Source organism: Aliiruegeria sabulilitoris (assembly GCF_001558155.1).
Lineage (GTDB): Bacteria > Pseudomonadota > Alphaproteobacteria > Rhodobacterales > Rhodobacteraceae > Tropicimonas > Tropicimonas sabulilitoris.
Window position 1 is genome coordinate 160,158 of the sequence record NZ_LOAS01000013.1, and the last position, 22,775, is coordinate 182,932.

General features: G+C 61.5%; 21 protein-coding genes, 1 tRNA gene and 1 pseudogene. 15 read left to right on the forward strand and 8 right to left on the reverse strand.

Annotation, left to right across the window (positions count from 1 at the left end; all coding sequences use genetic code 11):
* The first annotated feature begins 115 nt into the window (after positions 1-115).
* The gene (locus AX756_RS14140) at positions 116-703 is read left to right on the forward strand and encodes a riboflavin synthase (RefSeq protein ID WP_068312594.1); all 588 of its coding nucleotides are present in this window, start codon (positions 116-118) and stop codon (positions 701-703) included.
* Positions 704-903: 200 nt separating this feature from the next.
* Positions 904-2,727, forward strand: coding sequence for a M3 family oligoendopeptidase (locus AX756_RS14145; RefSeq protein ID WP_068312597.1), 1,824 nt, complete (start codon positions 904-906; stop codon positions 2,725-2,727).
* 323 nt (positions 2,728-3,050) lie between these two features.
* Here AX756_RS14145 and AX756_RS14150 read toward each other — a convergent pair whose 3' ends face one another.
* A complete protein-coding gene (locus AX756_RS14150; RefSeq protein ID WP_231701062.1) occupies positions 3,051-4,964 on the reverse strand; it encodes a PHA/PHB synthase family protein in 1,914 nt (637 codons plus the stop codon).
* Between the two features lie 227 nt (positions 4,965-5,191).
* Between AX756_RS14150 and AX756_RS14155 the strand changes: the two genes are divergently transcribed.
* Both AX756_RS14155 and AX756_RS14160 read left to right on the forward strand, forming a co-directional pair.
* Positions 5,192-6,157, forward strand: a complete 966-nt coding sequence (locus AX756_RS14155; RefSeq protein ID WP_068312599.1) for a Gfo/Idh/MocA family protein — start codon at positions 5,192-5,194, stop codon at positions 6,155-6,157.
* A 476-nt stretch (positions 6,158-6,633) separates the two neighbouring features.
* A complete protein-coding gene (locus tag AX756_RS14160; protein WP_068312602.1) occupies positions 6,634-6,933 on the forward strand; it encodes a DUF4389 domain-containing protein in 300 nt (99 codons plus the stop codon).
* A gap of 15 nt (positions 6,934-6,948) precedes the next feature.
* On the opposite strand, the gene AX756_RS14165 is transcribed toward AX756_RS14160, so the two are convergent.
* Positions 6,949-7,539 carry a helix-turn-helix domain-containing protein gene (locus AX756_RS14165; RefSeq protein ID WP_068312605.1) on the reverse strand — a complete coding sequence of 197 codons (591 nt, stop codon included), beginning with the start codon at positions 7,537-7,539 and terminating at the stop codon, positions 6,949-6,951.
* A gap of 162 nt (positions 7,540-7,701) precedes the next feature.
* Here AX756_RS14165 and AX756_RS14170 point away from each other — a divergent pair, with 162 nt between their 5' ends.
* Both AX756_RS14170 and AX756_RS14175 read left to right on the forward strand, forming a co-directional pair.
* Positions 7,702-8,196: a fasciclin domain-containing protein gene (locus tag AX756_RS14170; RefSeq protein ID WP_068312608.1), complete on the forward strand. Its 495-nt coding sequence runs from the start codon at positions 7,702-7,704 to the stop codon at positions 8,194-8,196.
* Between the two features lie 120 nt (positions 8,197-8,316).
* Positions 8,317-9,195, forward strand: coding sequence for an RNA polymerase factor sigma-32 (locus AX756_RS14175; RefSeq protein ID WP_068312611.1), 879 nt, complete (start codon positions 8,317-8,319; stop codon positions 9,193-9,195).
* 6 nt (positions 9,196-9,201) lie between these two features.
* Here the strand turns inward: AX756_RS14175 and AX756_RS14180 are convergent, their stop codons facing one another.
* Together AX756_RS14180 and uxuA are read right to left on the reverse strand one after the other, a co-directional pair.
* A complete protein-coding gene (locus AX756_RS14180; protein WP_068312614.1) occupies positions 9,202-10,677 on the reverse strand; it encodes a mannitol dehydrogenase family protein in 1,476 nt (491 codons plus the stop codon).
* Positions 10,677-11,888, reverse strand: a complete 1,212-nt coding sequence (gene uxuA / locus AX756_RS14185) for a mannonate dehydratase (protein ID WP_068312617.1) — start codon at positions 11,886-11,888, stop codon at positions 10,677-10,679. Before uxuA ends, AX756_RS14180 begins: the two co-directional genes overlap by 1 nt.
* Before the next feature lie 136 nt (positions 11,889-12,024).
* Between uxuA and AX756_RS14190 the strand changes: the two genes are divergently transcribed.
* The 7 genes and pseudogenes from AX756_RS14190 (at position 12,025) to AX756_RS14220 (ending at position 18,194) form a co-directional block, all read left to right on the forward strand.
* A complete protein-coding gene (locus tag AX756_RS14190) occupies positions 12,025-12,738 on the forward strand; it encodes a GntR family transcriptional regulator (RefSeq protein WP_231701063.1) in 714 nt (237 codons plus the stop codon).
* A gap of 53 nt (positions 12,739-12,791) precedes the next feature.
* Entirely contained in the window at positions 12,792-13,712 is a 921-nt protein-coding gene (locus AX756_RS14195; RefSeq protein ID WP_438938404.1) for a TRAP transporter substrate-binding protein, read from the forward strand.
* 75 nt (positions 13,713-13,787) lie between these two features.
* Positions 13,788-14,291, forward strand: a complete 504-nt coding sequence (locus tag AX756_RS14200) for a TRAP transporter small permease (protein ID WP_194247550.1) — start codon at positions 13,788-13,790, stop codon at positions 14,289-14,291.
* A gap of 4 nt (positions 14,292-14,295) precedes the next feature.
* Entirely contained in the window at positions 14,296-15,573 is a 1,278-nt protein-coding gene (locus AX756_RS14205) for a TRAP transporter large permease (RefSeq protein WP_068312626.1), read from the forward strand.
* Positions 15,574-15,582: 9 nt separating this feature from the next.
* Complete coding sequence (locus AX756_RS14210; protein WP_068312629.1) at positions 15,583-16,629, forward strand: L-idonate 5-dehydrogenase; 1,047 nt, start codon at positions 15,583-15,585, stop codon at positions 16,627-16,629.
* A 301-nt stretch (positions 16,630-16,930) separates the two neighbouring features.
* Positions 16,931-17,059, forward strand: a pseudogene (locus AX756_RS14215) (transposase); the annotation flags it as partial.
* A 262-nt stretch (positions 17,060-17,321) separates the two neighbouring features.
* Positions 17,322-18,194: an NAD(P)-dependent oxidoreductase gene (locus tag AX756_RS14220; RefSeq protein WP_068312632.1), complete on the forward strand. Its 873-nt coding sequence runs from the start codon at positions 17,322-17,324 to the stop codon at positions 18,192-18,194.
* Between the two features lie 198 nt (positions 18,195-18,392).
* Here the strand turns inward: AX756_RS14220 and AX756_RS14225 are convergent, their stop codons facing one another.
* The 4 genes from AX756_RS14225 to trxC form a co-directional block, all read right to left on the reverse strand.
* Positions 18,393-19,448: an aldo/keto reductase gene (locus tag AX756_RS14225; protein ID WP_068312635.1), complete on the reverse strand. Its 1,056-nt coding sequence runs from the start codon at positions 19,446-19,448 to the stop codon at positions 18,393-18,395.
* 35 nt (positions 19,449-19,483) lie between these two features.
* A complete protein-coding gene (locus AX756_RS14230) occupies positions 19,484-20,131 on the reverse strand; it encodes an aspartate/glutamate racemase family protein (protein WP_231701064.1) in 648 nt (215 codons plus the stop codon).
* Positions 20,132-20,836: 705 nt separating this feature from the next.
* Positions 20,837-20,912 (reverse strand) — tRNA-Ala (locus AX756_RS14235).
* Between the two features lie 36 nt (positions 20,913-20,948).
* On the reverse strand, positions 20,949-21,395 hold the full coding sequence (gene trxC / locus AX756_RS14240; RefSeq protein ID WP_068312641.1) for a thioredoxin TrxC: 447 nt from the start codon (positions 21,393-21,395) through the stop codon (positions 20,949-20,951).
* Positions 21,396-21,675: 280 nt separating this feature from the next.
* On the opposite strand from trxC, the gene AX756_RS14245 reads away from it, so the two are divergent.
* Complete coding sequence (locus AX756_RS14245; protein ID WP_068312644.1) at positions 21,676-22,095, forward strand: globin domain-containing protein; 420 nt, start codon at positions 21,676-21,678, stop codon at positions 22,093-22,095.
* Between the two features lie 234 nt (positions 22,096-22,329).
* Complete coding sequence (locus tag AX756_RS14250) at positions 22,330-22,626, forward strand: hypothetical protein (protein ID WP_068312647.1); 297 nt, start codon at positions 22,330-22,332, stop codon at positions 22,624-22,626.
* The last annotated feature ends 149 nt before the right edge of the window (positions 22,627-22,775 follow it).

Sequence of the window (22,775 nt, forward strand, 5' to 3'; positions counted from 1 at the left end):
TCCGTCGCGGCTGTGTCTTCTGTCGCGAGCAGCGCCGCTATGGCGCGCCCGGGCCCTCTTGCTCGCGCGGGAGCAGCCCGTTACCTGCTGGTGACGATCAACAGGAGTCGAACCCATGTTCACAGGCATCGTGACCGACATCGGCGAAATCAGGCAATTGGAAAAGCGCGGCGATTTGCGGGCGCGGATCGGCACGTCCTACGACATGGACGGGGTCGATCTGGGCGCATCGATTGCCTGCAACGGCGTTTGCCTGACGGTGATCGAGAAAGGCGCGGATTGGTTCGACGTGAATATCTCGGCCGAGTCCGTGTCCAAGACCAATATCGGCGGCTGGAAGGAAGGCGGGCGGATCAATCTCGAACGTGCTCTGAAAGTGGGCGACGAGTTGGGCGGGCATATCGTGTCGGGCCATGTGGACGGCACCGCCGAGATCGTGGCGATGGCCGATGAGGGCGACAGCACCCGCGTGACCTTCCGTGCCCCGCGCGATCTTGCTCGTTTCATTGCGCCCAAGGGCTCGGTGGCGCTGAATGGCACGTCGCTCACCGTGAACGAGGTCAACGGGGCCGATTTCGGCGTCAACTTCATTCCGCACACCAAGGAAGTGACCACCTGGGGCGATGCGGCCGTGGGCGATCTGATCAACCTGGAAATCGACACGCTGGCGCGGTACGTCGCCCGGCTTGCCGAAACGGTCTGATCAGCGCGCAAGCTACCGAACCCGGTTGCAAGCCTATGCTGCGCCCATGGCCTTTCGTCCGTGGGAAGGATTCTCCTGTGGCCCGCAGGGGCAACGATCCCCAGAGCGCCGAGTGTTATCGACGCTTTTGATGGCGTTTTCGGTTGAACCCGGAGGAATATGTCCATTTATTCACCGGACAGCTCAGCAACGAGGTTCCGATGCAATCCATGTCTCCCGCCCCCGTCCTTGATGCCGACGTCTCCGCCGCAAGGGATTTCGGCGCGCTGCCGGATTGGGATCTGACCGATCTCTACACCGCGCCGGATGCGCCAGAGCTCAAGCGGGACATGGACTGGCTGGAGGCCGCCTGTCTCTCGTTCGCCGAGGATTACGAAGGCAAGCTGGCCGAACTGGACGCCAAGGGCCTGCTCGATTGCGTGCTGCGCTACGAGAAGATCGACATAATCGCCGGGCGCATCATGTCCTTTGCCGGATTGCGCTACTACCAGAACACTACCGATGGCGAGCGGGCGCAGTTCCTGGGTAATTGCCAGGAGAAGATCACCAATTTCACCACGCCGCTGGTGTTCTACACGTTGGAGATCAACCGGCTGGAAGACGACCATCTGGAGCGGTTGCTGAACGAGAATGCTGATCTATTCCGCTTCAAGCCGATCTTCGACCGCTTGCGGGCGATGAAACCCTACCAGCTCTCGGATGAGTTGGAGAAATTCCTGCATGACCAGTCCACGGTTGGCGCAGCCGCCTGGAACCGGCTTTTCGACGAGACCATGGCCGGGCTGGAATTCGAGATGGAAGGCGAGGCGCATAGCCTCGAATCCACGCTGAACTTCCTGACCGAACAGGATCGTTCCAAGCGGGAAGCGGCCGCGCGCGAGTTGGCGCGGGTTTTTGGCTCCAACGTCAAACTCTTCGCCCGCGTGCACAATACGCTGGCCAAGGAGAAGGAGATCGAGGATCGCTGGCGCGGGATGCCCAGCCCGCAGACTTCGCGTCATCTGGCCAACCATGTGGAGCCCGAGGTGGTCGAGGCGCTGCGCAATGCCGTGGTGGATGCCTATCCGCGGCTCTCGCATCGCTATTACGACCTCAAGCGGAAGTGGATGGGGCTCGACATTCTTGAAGTCTGGGACCGCAACGCGCCGCTTCCAATGGAAGACAAGCGCACGATCTCATGGGACGAGGCGAAGGAAACGGTTCTGGGAGCCTATTCCGGCTTCTCGCCGCGCATGGCCGAGATCGCAGAGCCGTTCTTCAACCAAGGCTGGATCGATGCCGGCGTGAAGCCGGGCAAGGCGCCAGGCGCCTTCGCGCATCCGACCGTGGTCGAGGTGCACCCCTATGTGATGCTGAACTACCTCGGCAAGCCGCGGGACGTGATGACGCTCGCCCATGAGCTTGGCCATGGCGTGCATCAGGTGCTGGCTGCGGGGCAGGGGGAATTGCTCTCCTCTACGCCGCTGACACTGGCCGAAACGGCGTCCGTCTTTGGCGAGATGCTGACCTTCCGCAAGCTGCTCGACGACACCAAGGATGACGCCAAGCGCAAGGTGCTGTTGGCCGGCAAGGTCGAGGACATGATCAACACGGTCGTCCGCCAGATCGCGTTTTACGATTTCGAGTGCAAGCTGCACGAAGCGCGCCGCCATGGCGAACTGACGCCGGAAGATATCAACGCGCTCTGGATGTCGGTGCAGGGCGAAAGCCTCGGGCCGGCGTTCAGCTTCATGGACGGCTACGAGACCTTCTGGTCCTATATTCCGCATTTCGTGCACTCGCCCTTCTATGTCTACGCCTACGCGTTTGGCGATGGGCTGGTGAACGTGCTCTATGCCGTCTACGAAGAGGGCGATCCGGGCTTCCAGGAGAAGTATTTCGAGATGCTCAAGGCGGGGGGCTCCAAGCATCACAAGGAGCTTCTGGCGCCCTTCGGTCTCGATGCGACGGACCCGAAATTCTGGGACAAGGGGCTGAGTATGATCTCGGGCTTCATCGACCAGCTGGAGGCGATGGAAGACTGAGACCTATTGGCCCTTCACAAGTCATGATGCGATCAGCTCTGGGCCAAGGAACGAGTTGTTCGACCGGATAGGAAAGAAAAAGCGGGGGCTTTGCCTCCCGCGCTCTGGCGAGTGCTCCCTCCAGTATATTTCCGGTCAGAAGACGTCAGGATAGCGTCAAGCGCTTCTTCTGACACGAAATATCCCCGCCGGAGGCACGATTCGCAGGATCGTTTCAGCGCGCGCGGAGCCTGCACCCAGGCGGGTTTACAATCTGCACGATGGACCCAACGCCTCCCCTCGGGGCCGGCCGAAGCAGACCTCCGAGGGAAACACGTCGTTTCTTATTGTTGGTGAACGTAGGTGCCCGGCGCGGCCCCGAGCGGGCGCAGGCCCTTTTCTGGAGCCCCCGTCGATGGCGGATCGACCATTTCGCCCGAGCTGTTCCCGCTGAGAAAGGTCTCCCATTCCTCCCACCAGGAGCCCTGCTGAATATCGTGAGCGGCCAGCCAGCTGTCGGGATCCATGTAGTGATATTCTTCGGCACGGTGTCCGATGCGATAGTGACGGCGCGGGTGGCCCGGCTGCGACAGGATGCCGGAATTATGCCCGCCCGAGGTCAGCACGAATGTATGCTTGGCCCCGTTGAAAAGCCCGATCTTGTAGACCGATTTCCAGGGGGCGATGTGGTCTTTCTCGGTGCCGACAACGAAGAACGGCGCCACGATGTCCCGCAGGGCGATCACTTTGCCCTCGACCGCGTAGCGCCCGCCCGACAGCCGGTTTTCGAGGAAGAGCGCCCGCAGGTATTCCGAATGCATCTTGTAGGGCATCCGTGTCGCATCCGCGTTCCAGGCCGAGATATCGAACGGCTTCTCCTGTTCGCCCAGGAGGTATTTCCGAATGGCGCGGGCCCAGATCAGGTCCTCGGCCCTGAGCGCCTCGAAAGCACCGGCCATCTGATCCTGGTCGAGATAGCCCTGGTCCCACATCATGTCTTCGAGATAGGCGATCTGGCTCTCGTCGAGGAACATCATCACTTCACCGGCTTCGGTGAAATCCGTCTGCGCCGCCAGCAGGGAGACGGAGGCCAGCCGTTCGTCATCGTCGCGGGCCATCGTGGCCGCAGCGATCGACAGGATCGTTCCGCCCAGGCAGTAGCCGCAGGCATGCACTTTTTGATCCGGTACGATGGTGGTGACCACGTCCAGCGCCGCCATCACTCCGTTCTTGCGATAATCGTCGAGCCCTACATTAGCATAGCTCGCATCCGGGTTGACCCAGGAGATGCAGAAAACCGTGTAGCCCTGCGAAACGAGGTATCGGATGAGCGAGTTTTTCTCGGAGAGGTCCAGGATATAGTATTTCATGATCCAGGCCGGCACGATCAGGATTGGCTCGGCATGTACCTTGGGTGTCGTCGGCGTGTACTGGATAAGCTCCATCAGTTCGTTGCGAAATACGACTTCACCCGGCGTACAGGCGATGTTGTCGCCGATTTGGAACCCCTCCGGCATCGGCTCTTTTTCGTCCGAGATCTCGCGTATGAAATCCTCGAAGAAGTTGCGGGCGCCGGCCGCCAGGTTCTCGCCGCCGGTTTCCAGCGTCTTCGACATCACTTCCGGGTTGGTCAGCGGGAAATTCGAGGGCGAGATCGCGTCCAGCATCTGCTGCGCCTGGAAGGCGACGCGATCGCTGGACTTGTGCCGCATGCCGCGTACCTCGGTCGTGGCGGCGGTCCACCAGTCTTCCAGGGCGAGGTAGCTCTGCTTCCAGGCATTGTAGGGCGGCGTATTCCAACCCTCGTGGGTAAAGCGGTTGTCGCCCTTGCGCGGCTCGAAGCCACCGCTCAAGCCCATCATTCCCAGCCAGAGCTTTCGGGAGTTCTCCACGGCTTTCTCAGCCAGTTCCTGCTGGCGGCCGGGGGCCTGAGCAATGTGCTTGGCCCAGTCCATCCATGCAGCGTGGGAGGCATTGACGGAGACGCCGTTGGTCAGCTGCGCATTCTTGGCACGGATCGAACGGTCGATATTCTGGTAACGCCGCTTGGCGGCTTGGGGGGCAGCGAGGGCAGGGGCCTTGGGTTTCGGCGCGGGTCTGGCCGGCACATTCGCGGCCGGAGCGGCGGTCGCTGCCGGAGCTTCGGCAGAGGTCCGGGTCTTGGCGGTGGGAGTGCTCGTCATGGATACCTCGTGATATTCGCCGTGATGCTGCACTGCCGAGTCGGAGTGCCGCAATGCAGCGTAGATGGTTATCATCTGGAATTTTTCCAATGTAACTGCGACGAAGCTTCACCGTTAGCGCAACATCTTGCCGAGTTTCTCGGACGGGCGCGCCGTCTGCCGTCAGATCGCGCAAAAGCGTGGCGAAGAGACACTCCCGCGGCAGGCGGCTGTGTTTTGACATGTCCCGCAGAGTGACCGAATGTGGCGCAGCGCCCGCGCCGTCCGGTCGGGGGCAGGCCAGATACGGAAGGAAGTTCGGCATGAAGATCATCCGATGGGGCATCCTGGGGGCGTCGAAATTCGCCCGCGAATACATGGGACCAGCGATCCACGCCGCGCGTGGCGCCCAACTTGCCGCGCTGGCGACCGGCTCACCCGACAAGGCGGCCGAATTCGAAGCGCTGTTCCCCGGTATCCGGGTACATGCAAGCTATGAAGCGCTTCTGGACGATCCGGAGATCGACGCGGTCTATATTCCGCTGCCCAACAACCTCCATGTCGAATGGACGAAGAAAGCCCTGGCCGCCGGCAAGGCGGTGCTGTGCGAAAAGCCCATTGCGCTCGCGGAAGCGGATTTCGACCAACTCGTCGCTGCGCGGGACGGGGCCGGCCTGCTGGCCGCCGAGGCCTATATGGTTGTCCATCACCCGCAATGGGAGCGGGCAAAGGCGCTCGTGGCCGAAGGCGCGATCGGCCAGTTGCAGCATGTGCATGGCGCGTTTTCCTACAACAATCCCGACCCGGCCAATATCCGCAACCAGGCCGCCACCGGCGGCGGGGCGCTGCGCGATATCGGCGTGTACACGCTAGGCACGGCGCGCTTCGTTTCCGGAGAGGAACCTGTTTCGGCCCATGCGAGCATCACATGGGTGGACGGCTATGACACGACGTCACACAGCCTGCTGCAGTTTCCGTCCTTCAAGATGAGCATGATGCTCTCGACCCGGCTTGCGCCCTACCAGGAGATGGTCTTCCACGGCGATGCCGGGTTGATCCGCCTCGCATTCCCCTTCAACGCAAATGTCCATGGCGAGGCGCAATTGGAGCTGATCACCGGCCACCACACGCGTGTCGAACGCTGGCCGGGTGTGAACCACTACGTGCTTCAGGTGGAGAATTTCGGGGAAAGCCTGCGATCCGGCGCGCCCTATCCGTGCCCGCTCGAATTCAGCCACGGAACGCAAGCCGCCATGGACATGATCTTCGCAGCCGACCCGGCACCTTGAGAAAAGGAGCGGTTTTTTCTTAGTGAAATGCCTCGAAGCGATAAGGGGTTAGAGAGGCCGTCTTTGAACTTCGGTGCATTTGGTGAACGGTCGCGGTCATAGATGCTGCAACCCGATCACCCGGTGCCCGGCCGCCTCCAGCCGGTCAAGATTGGCAATTTCGCCTTGGAACGGATGGGCGCCCTCGATACCTGGCGGAGCGCCAACGACATTGTGCCCTGACGCGCGATCGGGTTCCGCAAACGCTCCAAGACGGGCGGCGTAAATGTCACGAAGCCCGCAAGCCCCGGAAACAGGGCCAACGGGATCCGTCCAAGCCATTTGTCAAAGCTGCGCATTTTTCACCCATTGCTGTCCGGCGCCCCCGAAAAATGTGCGGAGAAATCTGCCGAGTCTGCGACTTCGGTGACGCTGGGTCGTTGATCGTGGCGAAGAGGCGGGTAATCTGGCCGCGTCGGCAGCCAGCGGAGCACCTCATGCGGAACGAGAATATCGATGGTCGGATTCATGGCCCCCAGCAGGAACCGGGCGGCAAGGACTCGCTCTTTCTGCGGCTGGTCTACATGCTGCTGATCTATTTCATGATCGGCATCGCCAACACCATCCTCGCCGTGGCAACCCTTGTTCAGATCGTGATCATGCTGCTCAACAAGCACGAACCGAACCCGCGGCTGGCCGATTTCGGCACCGATCTCGGCATCTGGATCGCCAAGGCGGCCCGCTACCAGGTTGCCGCTAGCGAGGTGAAACCCTGGCCCTGGACCGAGCTGGACTGAGCCCCGCGCCGAGGGCTACCCGGGCTTGGCAGGGGTCGTGACCACGAACGCCTGGCAGGATTTCTCGCTCGTGCAACGATAGGTATGGTCGTGATCGGCGTCGAAGGTGAGCGCATCGCCTTCTTCCAGCTTCACTTGCTTGCCGTGAATGCCCAGTTCCAGCGTGCCCGATATCACGTGGACCAGTTCCATGCCCGGATGCCGATGCGGGCGGGACGCTTTGCGGCGCGGCAGGAACTCTGACAGGAAAGCCTCCATGGGACGTTCGGAAACCGGGTAGTCGAGGCTCTCGAACAGGTAGGTCGGCGCGGCATTCGGATCGTCGGGCAGGCGCAGGCGATCCTTGCGGCGGGTGACTTCAAGGATGGGCGTCTCCGGCGCGGTAAAGAAATGCTCGAGCCCGACCCCAAAGACGAGTGAAACGCGCAGCAAGGTCGGCAGCGTCGGAAAAATCTGACCGCGCTCGATCTTGGACAACATGCCCGCAGAAAGGCCGGTATGCTCGCCCAGTTGGGCGAGCCCCAGCCCTTTTTCGGATCTCAGGCTGCGCAGCTTCTCTCCGATTCGATAGGTTTCCAGCTCGTTGGACAGGGTTTCGGACAGCATCGGGCCTCTCGTTTTTCTCAGTGTGAAAATTTTTGTCGATAATTTTCTCTTGGGGAGAAAGATCGTCTTCCCTTCTCTATTTTCATTGCAGGAAAATAATTTGCAACAAAATAAATGGTCAATTGCTGGGTCGGCCAGTGAAATGAAGAGGAGAGGAAACGCATGACAAACTTCGTTCAGGGCCTTCGTGGTCTTTCGCTCGCACTTGGTGTCACGCTTGCCGCAGGTGCCGGTCATGCCGGTCAAAGCGACATCGTAGACACCGCTGTCGGGGCAGGCTCCTTCAATACGCTCGCTGCGGCCCTACAGGCGGCGGGCCTGGTCGATACGCTGAAGGGCCACGGTCCCTTTACCGTCTTCGCGCCCACCGACGCGGCTTTCGCGGCGCTGCCCGATGGCACGGTCGAGATGCTGCTGAAGCCGGAGAACCGCGATCAGCTCGTTGCAGTCCTGACCTACCATGTGGTCGCCGAGGAAGTGACATCTGACGAGTTGGCGGGGCAGACCGTATCCGCCAAGACGGTAAACGGCGCCAAGCTGATTATCGATGGCCGTGACGGCGTGATGGTCAACGACGCGACCGTGGATCAGGCCGATATCATGGCTTCGAACGGGGTCATTCATGTCGTGGACAAGGTGATCCTTCCGGAGGGCTGAGGACAGCCGGAAGGGCCGTTAGGAAAGCATATCGGACGAAGGCCAACGCGGCCTTTGTTCACCGACCAGCAAGCTGCGCTCGCGCGCGAACTTCCAGCACCAGATATTACAGGAGGCACCATGCCGGGGAAGGACACTACGCCTGACACACTTACCAAGGTCGCCATGCGCTCGGAATATCTCGACCGCGAGACCGAACAGGAACTGGCAATCGCATGGCGAGACCGGCGGGATGAAAAGGCCCTGCATCGTCTCGTCTCCGCGCATATGCGTCTGGCAATTTCAATGGCCAGCAAGTTCAGCCGTTACGGCGGGTCGCGTAATGACCTGATCCAGGAAGCAAACCTGGGGCTGCTGAAAGCGGCGGACAAGTTCGATCCCGATCGCGGTGTGCGCTTTTCCACCTACGCCGTCTGGTGGATCAAGGCGTCAATTCAGGACTACGTGATGCGGGACTGGTCGCTTGTGCGGACGGGCTCCACCACCTCCCAAAAGGCGCTGTTCTTTAACCTTCGGCGTGTGCAGCGGCAGCTGGAGATTTCTCAGGCCGAGAGCGGCGAGCGGCTGGACGGACACCAGCTCCGCGAGCGGATCGCTGCAGAGATCGGTGTGTCCGTGCAGGATGTCGAGATGATGCATGGCCGCCTGGCGGGACAGGATATGTCACTGAACCGTCCGCAAGGAGCGGATGAGGATGGGCGCGAATGGCTCGACACGCTCGAAGATCCTTCGGCGCAGCACTCCGAACATGTGGAACAGCGCCATGACACCGAGCGTCTGCGCCAGTGGTTGCTGGCGGCGATGAATGACCTTACCGAGCGCGAACGATTCATCGTGCGGGAGCGCAAATTGTCCTCGCCCGCGCGAACGCTGGCGTCGCTGGGCGAGGAGCTTGGCCTGTCGAAGGAGCGCATTCGCCAGATCGAGAATGGCGCGTTGGACAGGCTGGGTCAGTTGCTTGAACGAAAAGCGCCGCAAGCACGGGCGCTGATCGCGTAAAGGGCCTCAGGCCCCTGTCATGTCCGCCTCGGCCTCAATGGCCGGGGCGGCTCCGTTTTGGAGAAAGCCTGCCAGAATCTCGGTGACAGATGCGTTCCAGTCCGGGTTCTCCAGCAGTTTCTCAGGAAAGAGCCCGGGCAACCCGCACAGGGCGGAGACAATCTCTGCGGCGTCGGTCAGGCCGTCGAGGCGCGTCTGGATTTCTTCTTCAAGCGGATCGCGCAGGGCATAATCCGTGCCGTCATCCTTGCGCCCGAGCGTGTAGCGCATCCATGCGGCCGTGGCGAAGGCAAACGGGCGCAACGACTGGCCGGCGGAGGCGGCATCCATTGCCGGCCGCAGGATCCGTTGCGGCAATTTCTGTGTGCCATCCATTGCGATCTGGTAGGTCTCGTGGGCGATTTCCGGGTTGATGAAGCGCGCACAAAGCTCATCGGCATAGGCCGTGAAGTCGATGCCGGGCAGCGGCGCGAGAGTCGCCGCGGCCGCCGCGAGGTGGCGTTCGATCAGGCGGCGCATGGCCGGGTCGGCCATCGTGTCGCGCACGTAGCGGTGCCCGGACAGGAAGCCCGCATAGGCGAGCATGGAATGGGTGCCGTTGAGCATGCGCAGTTTCATGTGCTCGTAGGGCGCAACATCCTCCACGAAGATCGCTCCGGCCACGTCCCAGTCCGGGCGGCCAGTCGGGAAGCGGTCCTCGATCACCCATTGGGTAAAGGGCTCGGTTTCGATGGCTGCGGCATCGGTGAACCCGGTGAGTGCTGCGGCATCGGCAAGCGTGCGGTCGGTGCGGGCCGGGGTGATCCGGTCGACCATTGTCGAGGGGAAGGCCACGGATTGCGCGATCCAGTCGGCAAGATCCGGATCCAGGCGCCTGGCGAAATCCAGAACGCCCGCCCGCAGGAAGGCGCCGTTTTCCGGCAGGTTGTCACAGCACAGGACCGTGAAAGGCGCGACGCCTCCGGTACGCCGCAACTCTAGTGCTCGCACGATCAGGCCGAGCACGCCGCCGGGCGCGGTCGGGCTTTCGAGATCTTCCGCGACAGCCGGGAAGGACGGATCCGCCCCGCCGGTGGCCCGATCGACGCCATAGCCCTTTTCGGTGACGGTGAGGCTGACGATGCGCGTGGCCGGAGCGGTCATCGCGGCAAGGATCTCCGCGCGCTGAGTGGCGCCGGAGAGCGCACCGGAGAGCGCCCCGATCACGCGGGCTTCCGTGCCGGCCGCGCCGCGTTCGATCAGGGTATAGAGCCCGTCCTGCGGTTCCAGTTCCTCGACCGGGGCGGTGGAGCGCAGGCTCACGCCGACAATTCTCCAATCCCCCCCCGATGCCGCAAGCGCGGCGTCGGTATAGGCGGCCAGGTGGGCACGAACAAAGGCGCCCAGTCCGATATGCACGATCCCCGTGCCGTGCTCGGAGGGAACGTAGCCGGGGGCCTTGACCGTGTCCGACAGGGTGCGCGATGCGTTCAGGCGATCCATCAGGCGGCCCTTGTTCCATGAGAGACGGCGGCGATGATGCCGCGCAGTTCGGCCAGCCCCTTGAGCCGCCCGATCGAGGGGTAGCCGGGCTGGGCCTGCCGTTTCAGGTCATCGAGGATGTCCTGCCCATGATCCGGGCGGAAGGGAATGTTGCAATCTGCGCGTCCGGCCGCTTTGCGGCGGGCTTCCTCGGCCAGGGCCACCTTGATCAGCGCGACCATGTCGGTGTCTCCGCCGAGATGCTCTGCCTCGTGGAAGTCCCCGCGAATTTCGTTCGTTTCGCGCTTCACGTTGCGCAGATGCAGGAAATGTACACGGTCGCCGAGCCGTTCCATCATGCCCGGAAGATCGTTGTCGGGGCGTGCGCCCAGCGAGCCGGAGCAGAGCGTGATGCCGTTGGCCGACAGGTCCACCGCGTTGACGAGCCAGGTGTAGTCGGCTTCGGTCGACATGATCCGCGGCAGCCCAAGAAGCGGCATCGGCGGATCGTCCGGATGACAACACAGCCGCAGGCCAAGCTCCTGGGCCAGCGGGGCGACCTCTTCGAGGAAAGCCGCCATATGGGTGCGCAGCCGGTCGGCGTCGATTTCGCTATACTCGTCAAGATGCGTCTTGACGTCTTCCAGGGTGAAATTCTCCGCGGCTCCGGGCAGGCCGAAAACCACGTTGCGCGCCAGCTTTTCCTTCGCAACGTCGTCCATCCGGGCGAAACGTTCGGCAGCGGTGGCGCGCAGTTCTTCGGGATAGTCTTCCTCCGCGCCGGACCGTTTCAGGATGTGGAGGTCGAAAGCGACGAAATCGGCCAGGTCGAACCGCATGCAAGTTCCACCGCTCGGCAGCCGCCAGGCGAGATCCGTCCGCGTCCAGTCCAGCACCGGCATGAAGTTGTAGCAGATCGTCTCGATCCCAGCATCCGCGAGGTTGCGCATGCTCTCGCGATAGCTGTCCAGATGGGCGCGCCAGTTCCCGCATTGTTTCTTGATGTCTTCCGAAACCGGCAGGCTCTCCACCACATCCCAGGTCAATGTCGAGGGCGCACCATCCGACATCGTTGCGATCTGCTGCTTGCGGAGCGCGATATCTTCGGGGCTCCAGACCACGCCGGTTGGAACGTGATGCAGCGCCGAAACGATCCCTTCGACGCCCGCTTGCCGGGTGTCGTCGATCGACACGAGGTCTTTGGGACCAAACCAACGCCATGTCTGTCTCATCGTTCATCTCCGATTGGTGAGGGGCCGCGAGTCTGTCGCTTGCGCGGGACAATAGCCTTTGTGAAAAATGTTGACAAGTATGGTAGTATGGGATTTATCCGGCCGCAGGAATCGCCATGCAAAAGGGAGGGTGGCTGTGACCTACGATCCGTCTCGCCCCATTGGTCCCCAATTGCGTGAAACCCTGAGACAGCAGATCGTGCAGAACGACCTGCCGCCCGGTGCGCGAGTCTCCGAGGCCGAAATCGCCAAGAAATTCGGGATCAGCCGTCAGCCGGTTCGGGAGGCCTTCATCAAGCTTGCCGAGGAAGGGCTGGTCGAGATCCGGCCGCAGCGCGGAACGGTCGTTCGCAGGATCGATCCGGACGAGGTGCTGGATGCCCGTTTCGTCCGCGAGGCCGTCGAGGCCGATATCGTTCGCATGCTGGCCGAACAGAGCGACCGCGGCGTTGTCGCCGAGTTGCGGCGTCAGGTGATCGAACAGCGCAAGGCGGCGCAAAGCTCTGCAAAGGACTTCATCCTGGCAGACGAACTGTTCCACCGGACGTTGGCCCAAGGCGCCGGCAAGGAAAGCGTCTGGGAAATCATTCAGGGTCTCAAGGCCCAGATGGATCGTGTGCGGTTTCTCAGCTTCGATCTCTACCAGTATGACCAGCTTATCGCTCAACACGAAACGATCATCGACAGTGTCGAGCAGGGCGACGCACGGGGCGCAGAAGACGCAACGCGTCGCCATCTTCGGGCGGTTCTCGATGACCTGCCCACCATCATGCGTGCCAATCCCGATGTGTTTACCCCACTGACGGAAGGCACACACCAAACGCGTTCAATCCAGAGGAGGAATCCATGATCACCAAACGCACCCTCGGCAGCCTGCTTACTGCGGGTATTGTCGCTACCTTGATGTCCGGAACGGCAATGGCCGCGGACATGACACTCAAGCTCGGCCACCTCGCCAACGAGGAAAACCCCTGGCACCTGGCCGCCGTGAAATTCGGTGAAGAGCTTTCCGCTCTGACCGATGGTCGTATCGAGGTCCAGGTCTTCCCCAACGAGTCCCTTGGCAAGGAAATCGACCTGATCAACGGCATGCAGCTCGGCACCGTCGACATGACGATCTCGGGCGAGAGCCTTCAGAACTGGGCGCCGATGGCCGCGCTTCTGGCCGTGCCCTACGCGTACAAGTCGCTCGAGCACATGGATGAAGTCGCCTCCGGCGAGATCGGCGACCAGATCAAGGCGCAGATCATCGAAAAGGTTCAGATTCGCCCCATCGCCTATTTCGCCCGTGGCCCGCGCGACCTGACCTCCAACGAACCCTTCGCGCATCCCGATGACCTGAACGGGCTGAAGATGCGTGTGCCGAACGTGCCGCTCTTCGTCGATGTCTGGTCCGCCCTCGGCGCGCAGCCGACGCCCATGGCCTTCTCCGAGGTCTTCACCTCGCTGCAAAACGGCACCATCGGCGCGCAGGAAAACCCGCTCGCCCTTATCCGTTCGGCCAACTTCAACGAAGTCCAGAAATACGTGAACATGACCGATCACGTGCGCTCCTGGATCTACCTCGTGCTGGCTGAGTCGACCTGGGCCAAGCTGTCCGAGGAAGATCAGGCCGCGGTCATGGAAGCCGCCGCAACCGCGCAGGCTTACGAGCGCGAGCTGTTCCTCAAGAGCCTCGACGACGACCGCGCCTATCTCGAAGAGAAGGGCATGACCTTCGTCGAGGTAGACGGTGCGGCCTATGCCTCCAAGGCCAAGGACGCCGTGCTTGCCAACGTCAATGAAGAGATCAAGCCCATCGTCGAAGGGCTCTTCGCCGAGTAACGCTTTCCCCTCCCTGCACTGCAACGGCGCCTACGGGCGCCGTTGCTCTCCCTACCTCTCAGGACAATCGAAACCATGGCATTTCTGGACCGGCTCACGAAGCTTTTGGCCGCGATCTGCATGATCGGCGTTGGTGTCTCCTTCGCCACGCTTATCGTCGTCGTTCTCATCCAGGTCGTTGGCCGGACAATCGGCTCCTCGCCGGTCTGGACCGAGGAACTCACCCGCTTCGCTCTTCTCTATCTCGCCGCGTTCGGGGTCGGGCTGTCGCTGCGCTCCGGCGATCTCGTCAATGTGGACGTCGTGTGCGAAAATCTTCCCGCGCCGCTGCCCTGGGTGCTGCGGCTCGTCTCGGCGGCTCTGACCGGGGCGCTGGCGTTGATCCTCATTCCCTATTCGTGGAAGTTCACCTCCATCGGAAAAATGCAGACCTCGCCCGCGCTCGGGCTGAGGATGGACATGGTCCATTTCACCGTGACGCTTCTGCTGGTGCTGCTCTGCGTCTTTGCATTGCTACGCGTCGTCCAGATGCTCTTTGCCGGCGATGACGGCATTCCTCTCAAGCAAAAGGAGGGTTGAGACCATGGAAGTCTGGGTTCTCTTCGCCGTCTTCATCAGCGGGCTGGTCATTGGCGTTCCCGTCGCCGTGACGCTAGGCCTTTCCTCGGCCGTCTATCTCCTGATGTCCGGCATTCCGCTCGTGGTCATGCCGCAGAAGATCTATGCCGGCATGGATGTCTTCGTGCTGCTCTCCATCCCCGGCTTCATCCTTGCCGGGAACTTGATGAACCGCGGCGGCATCACCAATCGCATCATCCGCTTCGCCAACGCCCTTGTCGGCTGGATCCGCGGCGGGCTTGGCCTGACCAACATCGCGGCCTCCATGCTCTTTGGCGGCATCACCGGAACCGCCGTGGCCGATGCGGCCTCCATCGGCGGTGTGATGATCCCCGGCATGAAGAAAGCCGGCTACCCGGCCGATTTCTCCGCCGCTGTCACCGCGGCCTCCTCCACTGTCGGGCCGATCATTCCGCCCTCCGTGCCAATGATCATCGTCGGCGCTCTCTCGGGCATTTCCGTCGGCAAGATGTTCATGGCCGGTGCCGTGCCGGGCATCCTGATGGGGCTCGCCATGATGGTGACCTGCTACATCATCTCGGTGCGCAAGAACTTCCCGCGCCAGGAATGGCAAGGCGTCGGCGAGGTGGTGGGCTCCTTCGCCCATGCCTTCTGGGCGCTCGCCATGACCGGCCTGATCATCTACGGCCTGCTGTCGGGGCTCGCCACGCCAACCGAGACCGCCGTTGTCGCCTCCGTCTACGCCTTCATCGTCGGCGCCTTCGTCTATCGCGAACTGCCGGTGCGGGAGTTGCCGCATGTCCTGATCGAGAGCGGTATCTCCTCCGCCGCCATCCTGGCGCTGGTCGGCTTCGCCAATGTCTTCGGCTGGATCCTCGTCTCCGAGCAGATCCCGCAGGCCATCGCCAACGCAGTGCTCTCGATGACCGACAGCCGGATCCTGGTGATCCTGATCATCAACGTGCTGCTGCTCTTCGTCGGCATGTTCATGGAGACGATCGCGGCCTTGATCATCCTGTTCGTACCGCTTCTGAGCCTTGCGGAGGCCGTCGGCATCGAGCCGTTGCATTTCGCCACTTTCGCGGTGCTCAACCTGATGATCGGGCTGACCACGCCGCCCGTCGGCGTCTGCCTCTTCGTCTGCGCCGGCATCGCCAAGCTACAGCTGACACCGGTCGTCCGCGCGATCTTCCCCTTCCTTCTGACGAACATCCTCGTGCTGCTCGCGGTCTCCTTCTACTCGCCGCTTGCCACCTGGCTGCCGTCCGTGCTCATGCCATAGGAGCTGCCCATGAAAACTCGCGTTTGCCGTCTTCACGGCCAGAAAGACCTCCGCATCGAGGAAATTCCCGTCGAAGGCCCCGCCGCTGGAGAAGTCCTCGTCGCAGTCGGGGCTGGAGGGATCTGCGGGTCGGACCAGCATTACTACTCCCAGGGCGGTATCGGCGTGATCCGGGTCCGCGAACCGATCATCCTCGGGCACGAGGCCGCCGGCACCGTGATCGAGCTTGGCGCGGGCGTGGAGGGTCTTGCGGTAGGGGATCGCGTTGCAATGAACCCTTCGCATCCCTGCGGGAGCTGCAAATACTGTCGGCAGGGCATGTTTAACCACTGCCTGGAGATGCGCTTCAAGGGGTCCGCGCTGCGTATGCCGCATGAACAGGGCCTGTTCCGCGACCGCATCGCGATCGGTGCCGCGCAATGTCACAAGGTCGGTGACGGGATCACCATCGGCGAGGCAGCCTGTTCCGAGCCGCTCTCTGTCTGTGTCCATGCGCGCAGCAAGGCCGGGGACCTCATGGGGAAATCGGTTCTGGTCACGGGATCCGGCCCGATTGGCGTGCTCTGCGCGGCGCTCGCGGCCGAGGCCGGCGCTTCGGAAATCGTGGTGACCGATCTTCAGGACGTCCCTCTCGCCGTTGCCGCACAGATGGGCGCGACCGAGACGATCAATGTCGTCACCAATGGCGACCGGATAAAGGAATTTTCGGCAGAGAAGGGGCATTTCGACGTCTGTTTCGAATGCACCGCCGCCGAACCGGCGATCCGTTCGGCCATCGACGCGCTGCACCCCTGCGGAATTCTCGTTCAGGTCGGTGTAAGTGGTGACTTGCCGCTGCCGATCAACTCCATCGTCAGCAAGGAAATCGAGATCCGCGGCACGCACCGTTTCCATCCGGAATTCGCGGAGGCTGTCTCGCTGATCAACAGCCGCTCCATCGACCTGCGTCCGATGATCACCCACACATTTCCACTTGAGGATGCAAAGCAGGCCATCGAACTGGCTAGCGACAGAACGGCAGCCGTCAAAGTTCAGCTCGGCTTCGCCGGCGCGTGATAGGGGCTCCCACGGTTCCGGGGATACGCTGACCAGGCCGATATGGTCGGAATTCGCGCATCACAGGACGCACGGGCGAGGTGTCACTCCTACACAGAAACACCCCCGCAACAACCGGCGGGGGTGTTTCCGTTTCTTGCAATGTCAGAAGCCGTAGGGTGTGCCGGAACTGGCCGCGATCTATCACTCGGATGGCGCGAGCGGCGCACACCACCGCTCGTGCGTTGCTCCCTGAGAGCTGGACCGTTTGGAGTTGGAGTTTTCCGCTGAGATTTCTGGGCTGGGAGATGCGTGGAATTGCATGAAGGCATCTAAGGTCCCGGAGGCGCAAAAGGCGTTTATCGTGAAGCAGGGCGAGCAAGGCACGCCGGTTTCAGAAATCTGCCGCGAGGCGGGGACCAGCCAGGCCGGCTACTTCAACTGGAAGAAGTATGGAGACCTGCTGCTAGACTGGCGGACCGCAATCACGCGACAGAATCACGCGGGCATTCCTTGGCAGTCCGATTGCCCTTGGATTTCCGCGTGACTTCGGGCCGAGTAGTCTGGTGTGTACCAGGGCGGGGCCTGCCGATACGCCGTATTCCGAGTCAGGTCCGGATGAAGAGATGTTCAGCTCGCGTGCAGCAGATCATCCAGGCTGGTGGCACGTATGGGCTCATCCGGCAGCGGATGTCACAGGAAAGGATGTCTTCATGAACAAGAAAGTCGGGATCGTGGGTGTCGGTGCCATGGGTGGCGCGATCGCAAGGCGGCTTTTGTCGCAAGGTTGGGAGGTCACGCTTTGGAACCTTGTTCCGGAAGATCTGGATGCCTTCGACAGCATCGAAGGCGCGAGCCGAGCGAAAACACCGGCGGAAGCTGCTTCTGTGGGGCGAGTCATCACCTCGGTGGCCAATGACCAGGCGGTGCGCGACGTGACGACCGGCCCGAACGGAATTGCCGCGGGTCTGCCCGAGGGGGGAACACATATCTCCATGTCGACGGTCTCTCCGGAGGTGGTCACCGAAATGGTTGCGGCTTCCGGGCCGACGTATTTCGTCTCGGCGCCGGTCTTCGGACGTCCGGTTGCGGCAGAGGACGGCAAGCTTTGGGTTGCCCTGTCCGGGCCTGAGGCGGGACGCGCTGCGGCAAAGGACGTGCTGGCCGATGTGTCTCAATTGCTGAAGGAGTTCGGCGACGCGCCCGAATCCGCTGTTCACGTGAAGATCGCCGGGAACTTCGTCATCGCCTCGGCCATCGAGGCTATGAGCGAGGCTTTCGACGTATTGAGACGCTCGGGGACCGACCCGCGACTGTTCCACGAGATGATGAGCGACTCGATCTTCGCCTCCGTCATCCATCAGAACTACGGGCGGATCATTCTCGATGAAGCTTTCGACCCACCGGGCTTCCGGCTCGCGCTTGGCGGCAAGGATATTGGTCTGGCGCGCGATCTGGCGCAGCATTCCGGAACCTCGCTACCCTTTGGCGACATTCTCGCGGAGCGCTTCGCCACGGCGGTCGAGCAGGGCTATGGCGACAAGGACTGGAACGCAATTTCCAAGTTCCGCGATCCGGTTGGCTGAGCGGACCCCGTAGTCCAAGACAAGATGGTTGCCCTACGGGTTCAGTCTCGGGGCACAGGGCGGTCTCAAGGCCGTCCGCGCCTCCTGAGTTAATAACCGGCGCGCCAGATTGCAAAAACGCCAACGCCCCCGGCAAGTAAAGGCCGGGGGCGTTGGCGTTTTCAGGAAATGTTGCGACGGCGCTTGTGCCCGGACGCGTCATTCTTCGGCATAATCGGCATGCAGCGCCAGATCCGCTTCGCAGAAGCTGTCTTTGGCGAAGTTGCGCTGGTGCCAGTAGGGGTAGATGAATGGCAGTTTGCTGACAGCGTGCAATTCGGCACGGTCCTGGTCGGTCAGTTCGAGTTCCACGGCCGCGAAATTGTCGCGGAACTGCTCTTCGTTGCGGCCGCCTACCACCAGCGAACTGATGGCTGGTCGTTCCAGCAGCCAGGCCAGCGCGACTTGCGCCGCCGAAACGCCATGACGCTCTCCGACTGCGACCAGCACCTCCACGATATCCCACAGGCGCTCGACATCGCGGATCGGCGGCTCGGTCCAGCCGGCGAATTGCCGTGTACCCTCCGGTGTTTCCTGGCCGCGCCGATGCTTGCCGGTGAGCAACCCGGCCGCCAGCGGGCTCCAGATCAGCACGCCCAACCCCTGATCAACCGCAATTGGCAGCAACTCATACTCCGCCTCGCGGGCTTCCAGCGTATAGTGAATCTGCTGTGTTGCGAAACGTGGGCGACGGTCGCGCTCGCTTGCCGCCAGCGATTTCATCACATGCCAGCCGGAGAAGTTCGAGCAGCCGGTGTAGCGGACCTTGCCTTGGCTCACGAGCGTGTCGAGCGCGGCCAGCATTTCGTCCACGGGCGTTTTTCCGTCCCATTCATGCATATAGTATATGTCAATATGGTCGGTGCGAAGCCGCTTCAGGCTGCGCTCGCATTCGCGGATCAAATGATAACGCGAATAGCCCTCGTCATTGGGCCCCTCGCCGATCCTCATCCGGGCTTTCGACGTGACCAGAACGTCGTTCCGTCGGCCATCCAGAACTTCGCCGAGGATCTCTTCGGCGCGACCGAGCGAGTACATGTTGGCGGTGTCGAAGAGATTGACCCCATTGTCGATGCACAAATCCACAAGCCGCCGTGCCTCGTCCACCCCCTGGTTTCCGACCATCGCGAAATCGCCGCGTCCACCGAAGGAAAACGTGCCCATGGTGATCACCGAGACTTTCAGGCCCGTGCGTCCGAGTGTTCTGTATTTCATAGTTGTTTCCTCCGAAAACTTGCTGGCAGGCAACGTCAGGACTTCAGTACGCGGCCCAGATGGATCATTCCGAGTTCAGGGCTTGTAAGGACGGGGACGCGGATAGCCGCATCGCCATAATTGTCCCAGGCGCGCGCCATCGAAGCCTGAGCAAGCAGAACCACATCGACATTGGCGGCAAGCTCGGCAATGGCATCCGCCACCATCCGATCATGGCTGTCTGCGTCGCCTTCCGCGAGTTTCGCAAAGGCGCCCTCGCAGAGACTGCTGCTGATCTGCCGGTCAGTGGCGCTTCGAGCTTCGGCGGTGGATCGGATCAAGGCGGTGGTTGGTGCAAGTGTGGTGGGAAGGGTCGCAAGAACTCCGATACGGCGATGTTCGGTGACGGCCTTTATCGCCATGCCCTCGTCGATCCGTATCAGTGTTTCGCGGAAAAAGGGCCGGAGCGCCTCTGTCGCCGCGCCCAGAGACGAGCAGGTGACCAGAACGGCGCCCGCGCCGGCCTCGACTGCGGAGGCGACATGGCCAAACACGCGTCGCATGGTTGAATGTGAGAGAGCGCCATCGCGGATGGTGTTCTTCAGCAGGCTTTCGTCAACGATGTTGAAGTGGGTCCAGTCCGGCAGTTCGCGTGTTCTAAGCGGTTCGATAACAGGAATCAGGCCATGGACGGTGTGAAGCATACACAGTGTTTTGTTTTTTGCAGGCGTCGCCGATGTCATCTGGTTTCCTCTGACTGTCCGGATTGATTGGCGTGATATCCACCTTCGCAACGAGGGGCGACTCATCCATCAATAAGGGCAGCGCTGCCTTTATGGCGGAATGAGTCATTCAAGTTCAATAGAATGTTCAGATATTTAGCTGAATAGATCCCTGAAATTTTCGTTGCCTGCTGAAAGCGGATTCTGCGAGGCGCATCATACAAATTACGAAAAATGAATTTTCAATTTGATTAGGTTCACCCTGAGTGTCAGCGCTGCCATTGGGAGTGGGTCGCGAACTCTTGCAGGAATTTTGGTGTGCAATCCGCCTCGTCAGAGACTGGTCTTCTTTTACCCGGTCAGTCAAAGCGTTCGAGAACCTGTCCGAGTGTCATCACGTCGGGAACTGGCGCATTGGTTTGGTACACCCCCTATCGCTCTGCTTGCTGTTCGGTTTCTCGTGCCCACTTCGTCGCATCGGATCGCAGGGTGAACGACTTGCTTCGTGTTTTGCTACTCCGTCTGACGATGGCTTGCCACTTGCCGCCGCGCTTCCTGATTGTTGCCACTTCGCTTGCTCCCTTCGCCGGGGCGTTCGAGTGACATAGGAGTGACGGAGCGATGCACCCGCACTTCACGGCATTGCGTGTTGCGCGTGCAACATCTTGTCAGTGCTTGCAGAAATTATGGTGGAGCCGATCGGGATCGAACCGACGACCTCGTCATTGCGAACGACGCGCTCTCCCAACTGAGCTACGGCCCCACGAGGGCCTTCAAATCGCTCAACCTGTGCCGGTTGTCAAGCGGGCTGCGTGATGTTTTCGCGAATGAAAGTCTCGATTTGTCCGGCAGGACGTGCGCCCGATAGACGCGCCACTTCGCGCCCGTCCTGGAACAGGATCAGCAAAGGGATTCCGCGGATGTTGTAGCGCACGGTGGCGTCGGGGTTGCTCTGAGTATCGACCTTGGCAAAACGCGCCGTGCCGCGCAGGGCACGGGCGACTTGCGCGAATTGCGGCGCCATCTGGCGGCACGGACCGCACCATGGCGCCCAGAAATCCACCACGAGGGGAAGATCGTCCGTCCGGACCGATTTTTCGGCGTCTCGGAAACTCATCTCCCGTACCTTGCCATCGATCAATTTCGCGCCGCAAGTGCCGCATTTCGGACCCGCGCCAAGTTTCTCGGCAGGGACGCGGTTCGTGGTGCCACACTCGTGGCAGGTGAGTTTGAGGCTGGCGCCCATCTGTCCGCTCCCTGAATATTCCCGTTTTCGAATACATAGTGGGCAGGCACCAGAATCCAAGCCCCGTGAGGAGCTTGCTCGTGGTGGAGGCGGGATCTGTCGCCGAAGGGAGTGCTCCGAGGCAAGCCATTCGGGCGCGGGATTTGGGCCTTGACGTGGCCGGTGGCGCTTGCCCCGGGTCGCGCATTAACGTCGCAGTTTGCGTTGAATCAATTCCGTTCCCGGAAATACATGACAATGTCCGGCCGGGGAGGCCAAAAGAGCCAAGTAGGAGATACCCATGCCGCCATCTGCACAGGTGATCAAGAGTGTCCGGGAGAGTTTCGATGAACTGCGTCCGTATCTCGAGCCAACATCGTTACAATTCTACGAAGCGCTCTTCGAACGTGCGCCGGAGTTACGCGGTTTGTTCCGCGAGGATCTGAGAGCGCAGGGGATGCGCTTCATGAACACGCTTGGCCTGATCCTGGCCGATATGGAGCATCCCGGCGAGCCTTCCGTCGATTATGCCGAACTTGGCAAGCTGCACTCGACATTGGGAATTCACAAAACCCATTTCGAGCCTATGCAGGAAGCGCTGATCGATACATTGCGGGCAACGACGGGCGAACGGCTGACGCCGGAGCTTGAAGCAGCTTGGCGCGAGTCCTTCGCGGCCTTTGCCGACAAGCTGATCGCTGCCGGCAACATTCCCGATTGATTGCCTGTGGCCGTATGAACGAGACCCGGCTCCCTGCGATGGGCCGGGTTTTCAATGCGCCTATGCCACGCCCGCGAGCTTGAGGGTCGCGGTTTTCAGGGTCTGGAGCATCTCGAGCAGATGCGCCCGGTCTGTCGCCGCGCTTTTCGACGCCTTGACCATCCGCTGGACGAAATCCGTGAGCCCGTCGTCAGGCCGTTCGCCTCGATCTCGGGGGTGTAGGGCTGAAGGATCGTGGCGATCAGGGCCCGGACCTGCGAATGGGAGGAGGCGATTTCTTCCTGGCTGATCTGGTTGAAACCTTCGACGAGATCGGCGGCGTTGGGGCTTTCTGACAGCAGGTCGAATGCAGCCACGGCACCCGAGCTTGCCGGAAAGGGCGGAGCGTTCCTGGCCGATTGCGGGATCTGGCCGGCCAATGACGCGGATGGCTTCGGCGATGGCGTGGGCAGTTGGGCGATCTACGCGGAGGCGGCGGAACGGCTGTGGCATGTCTCCGAAAACATGCCTGGCCAGGCATTCGCCTACTGACCCAACCTGATGCCCGTTTCGGACGGCGGGACATCCTATGCTCCGAAACCTGTTCCCATAGCGCCCGATTTCCGGGCAGTTTCCGCTGGTGCAACCCGGCTGGTCGGAAATGCATGCTCTTCGTGCTTGAAACCGGTTTCGATTTGACC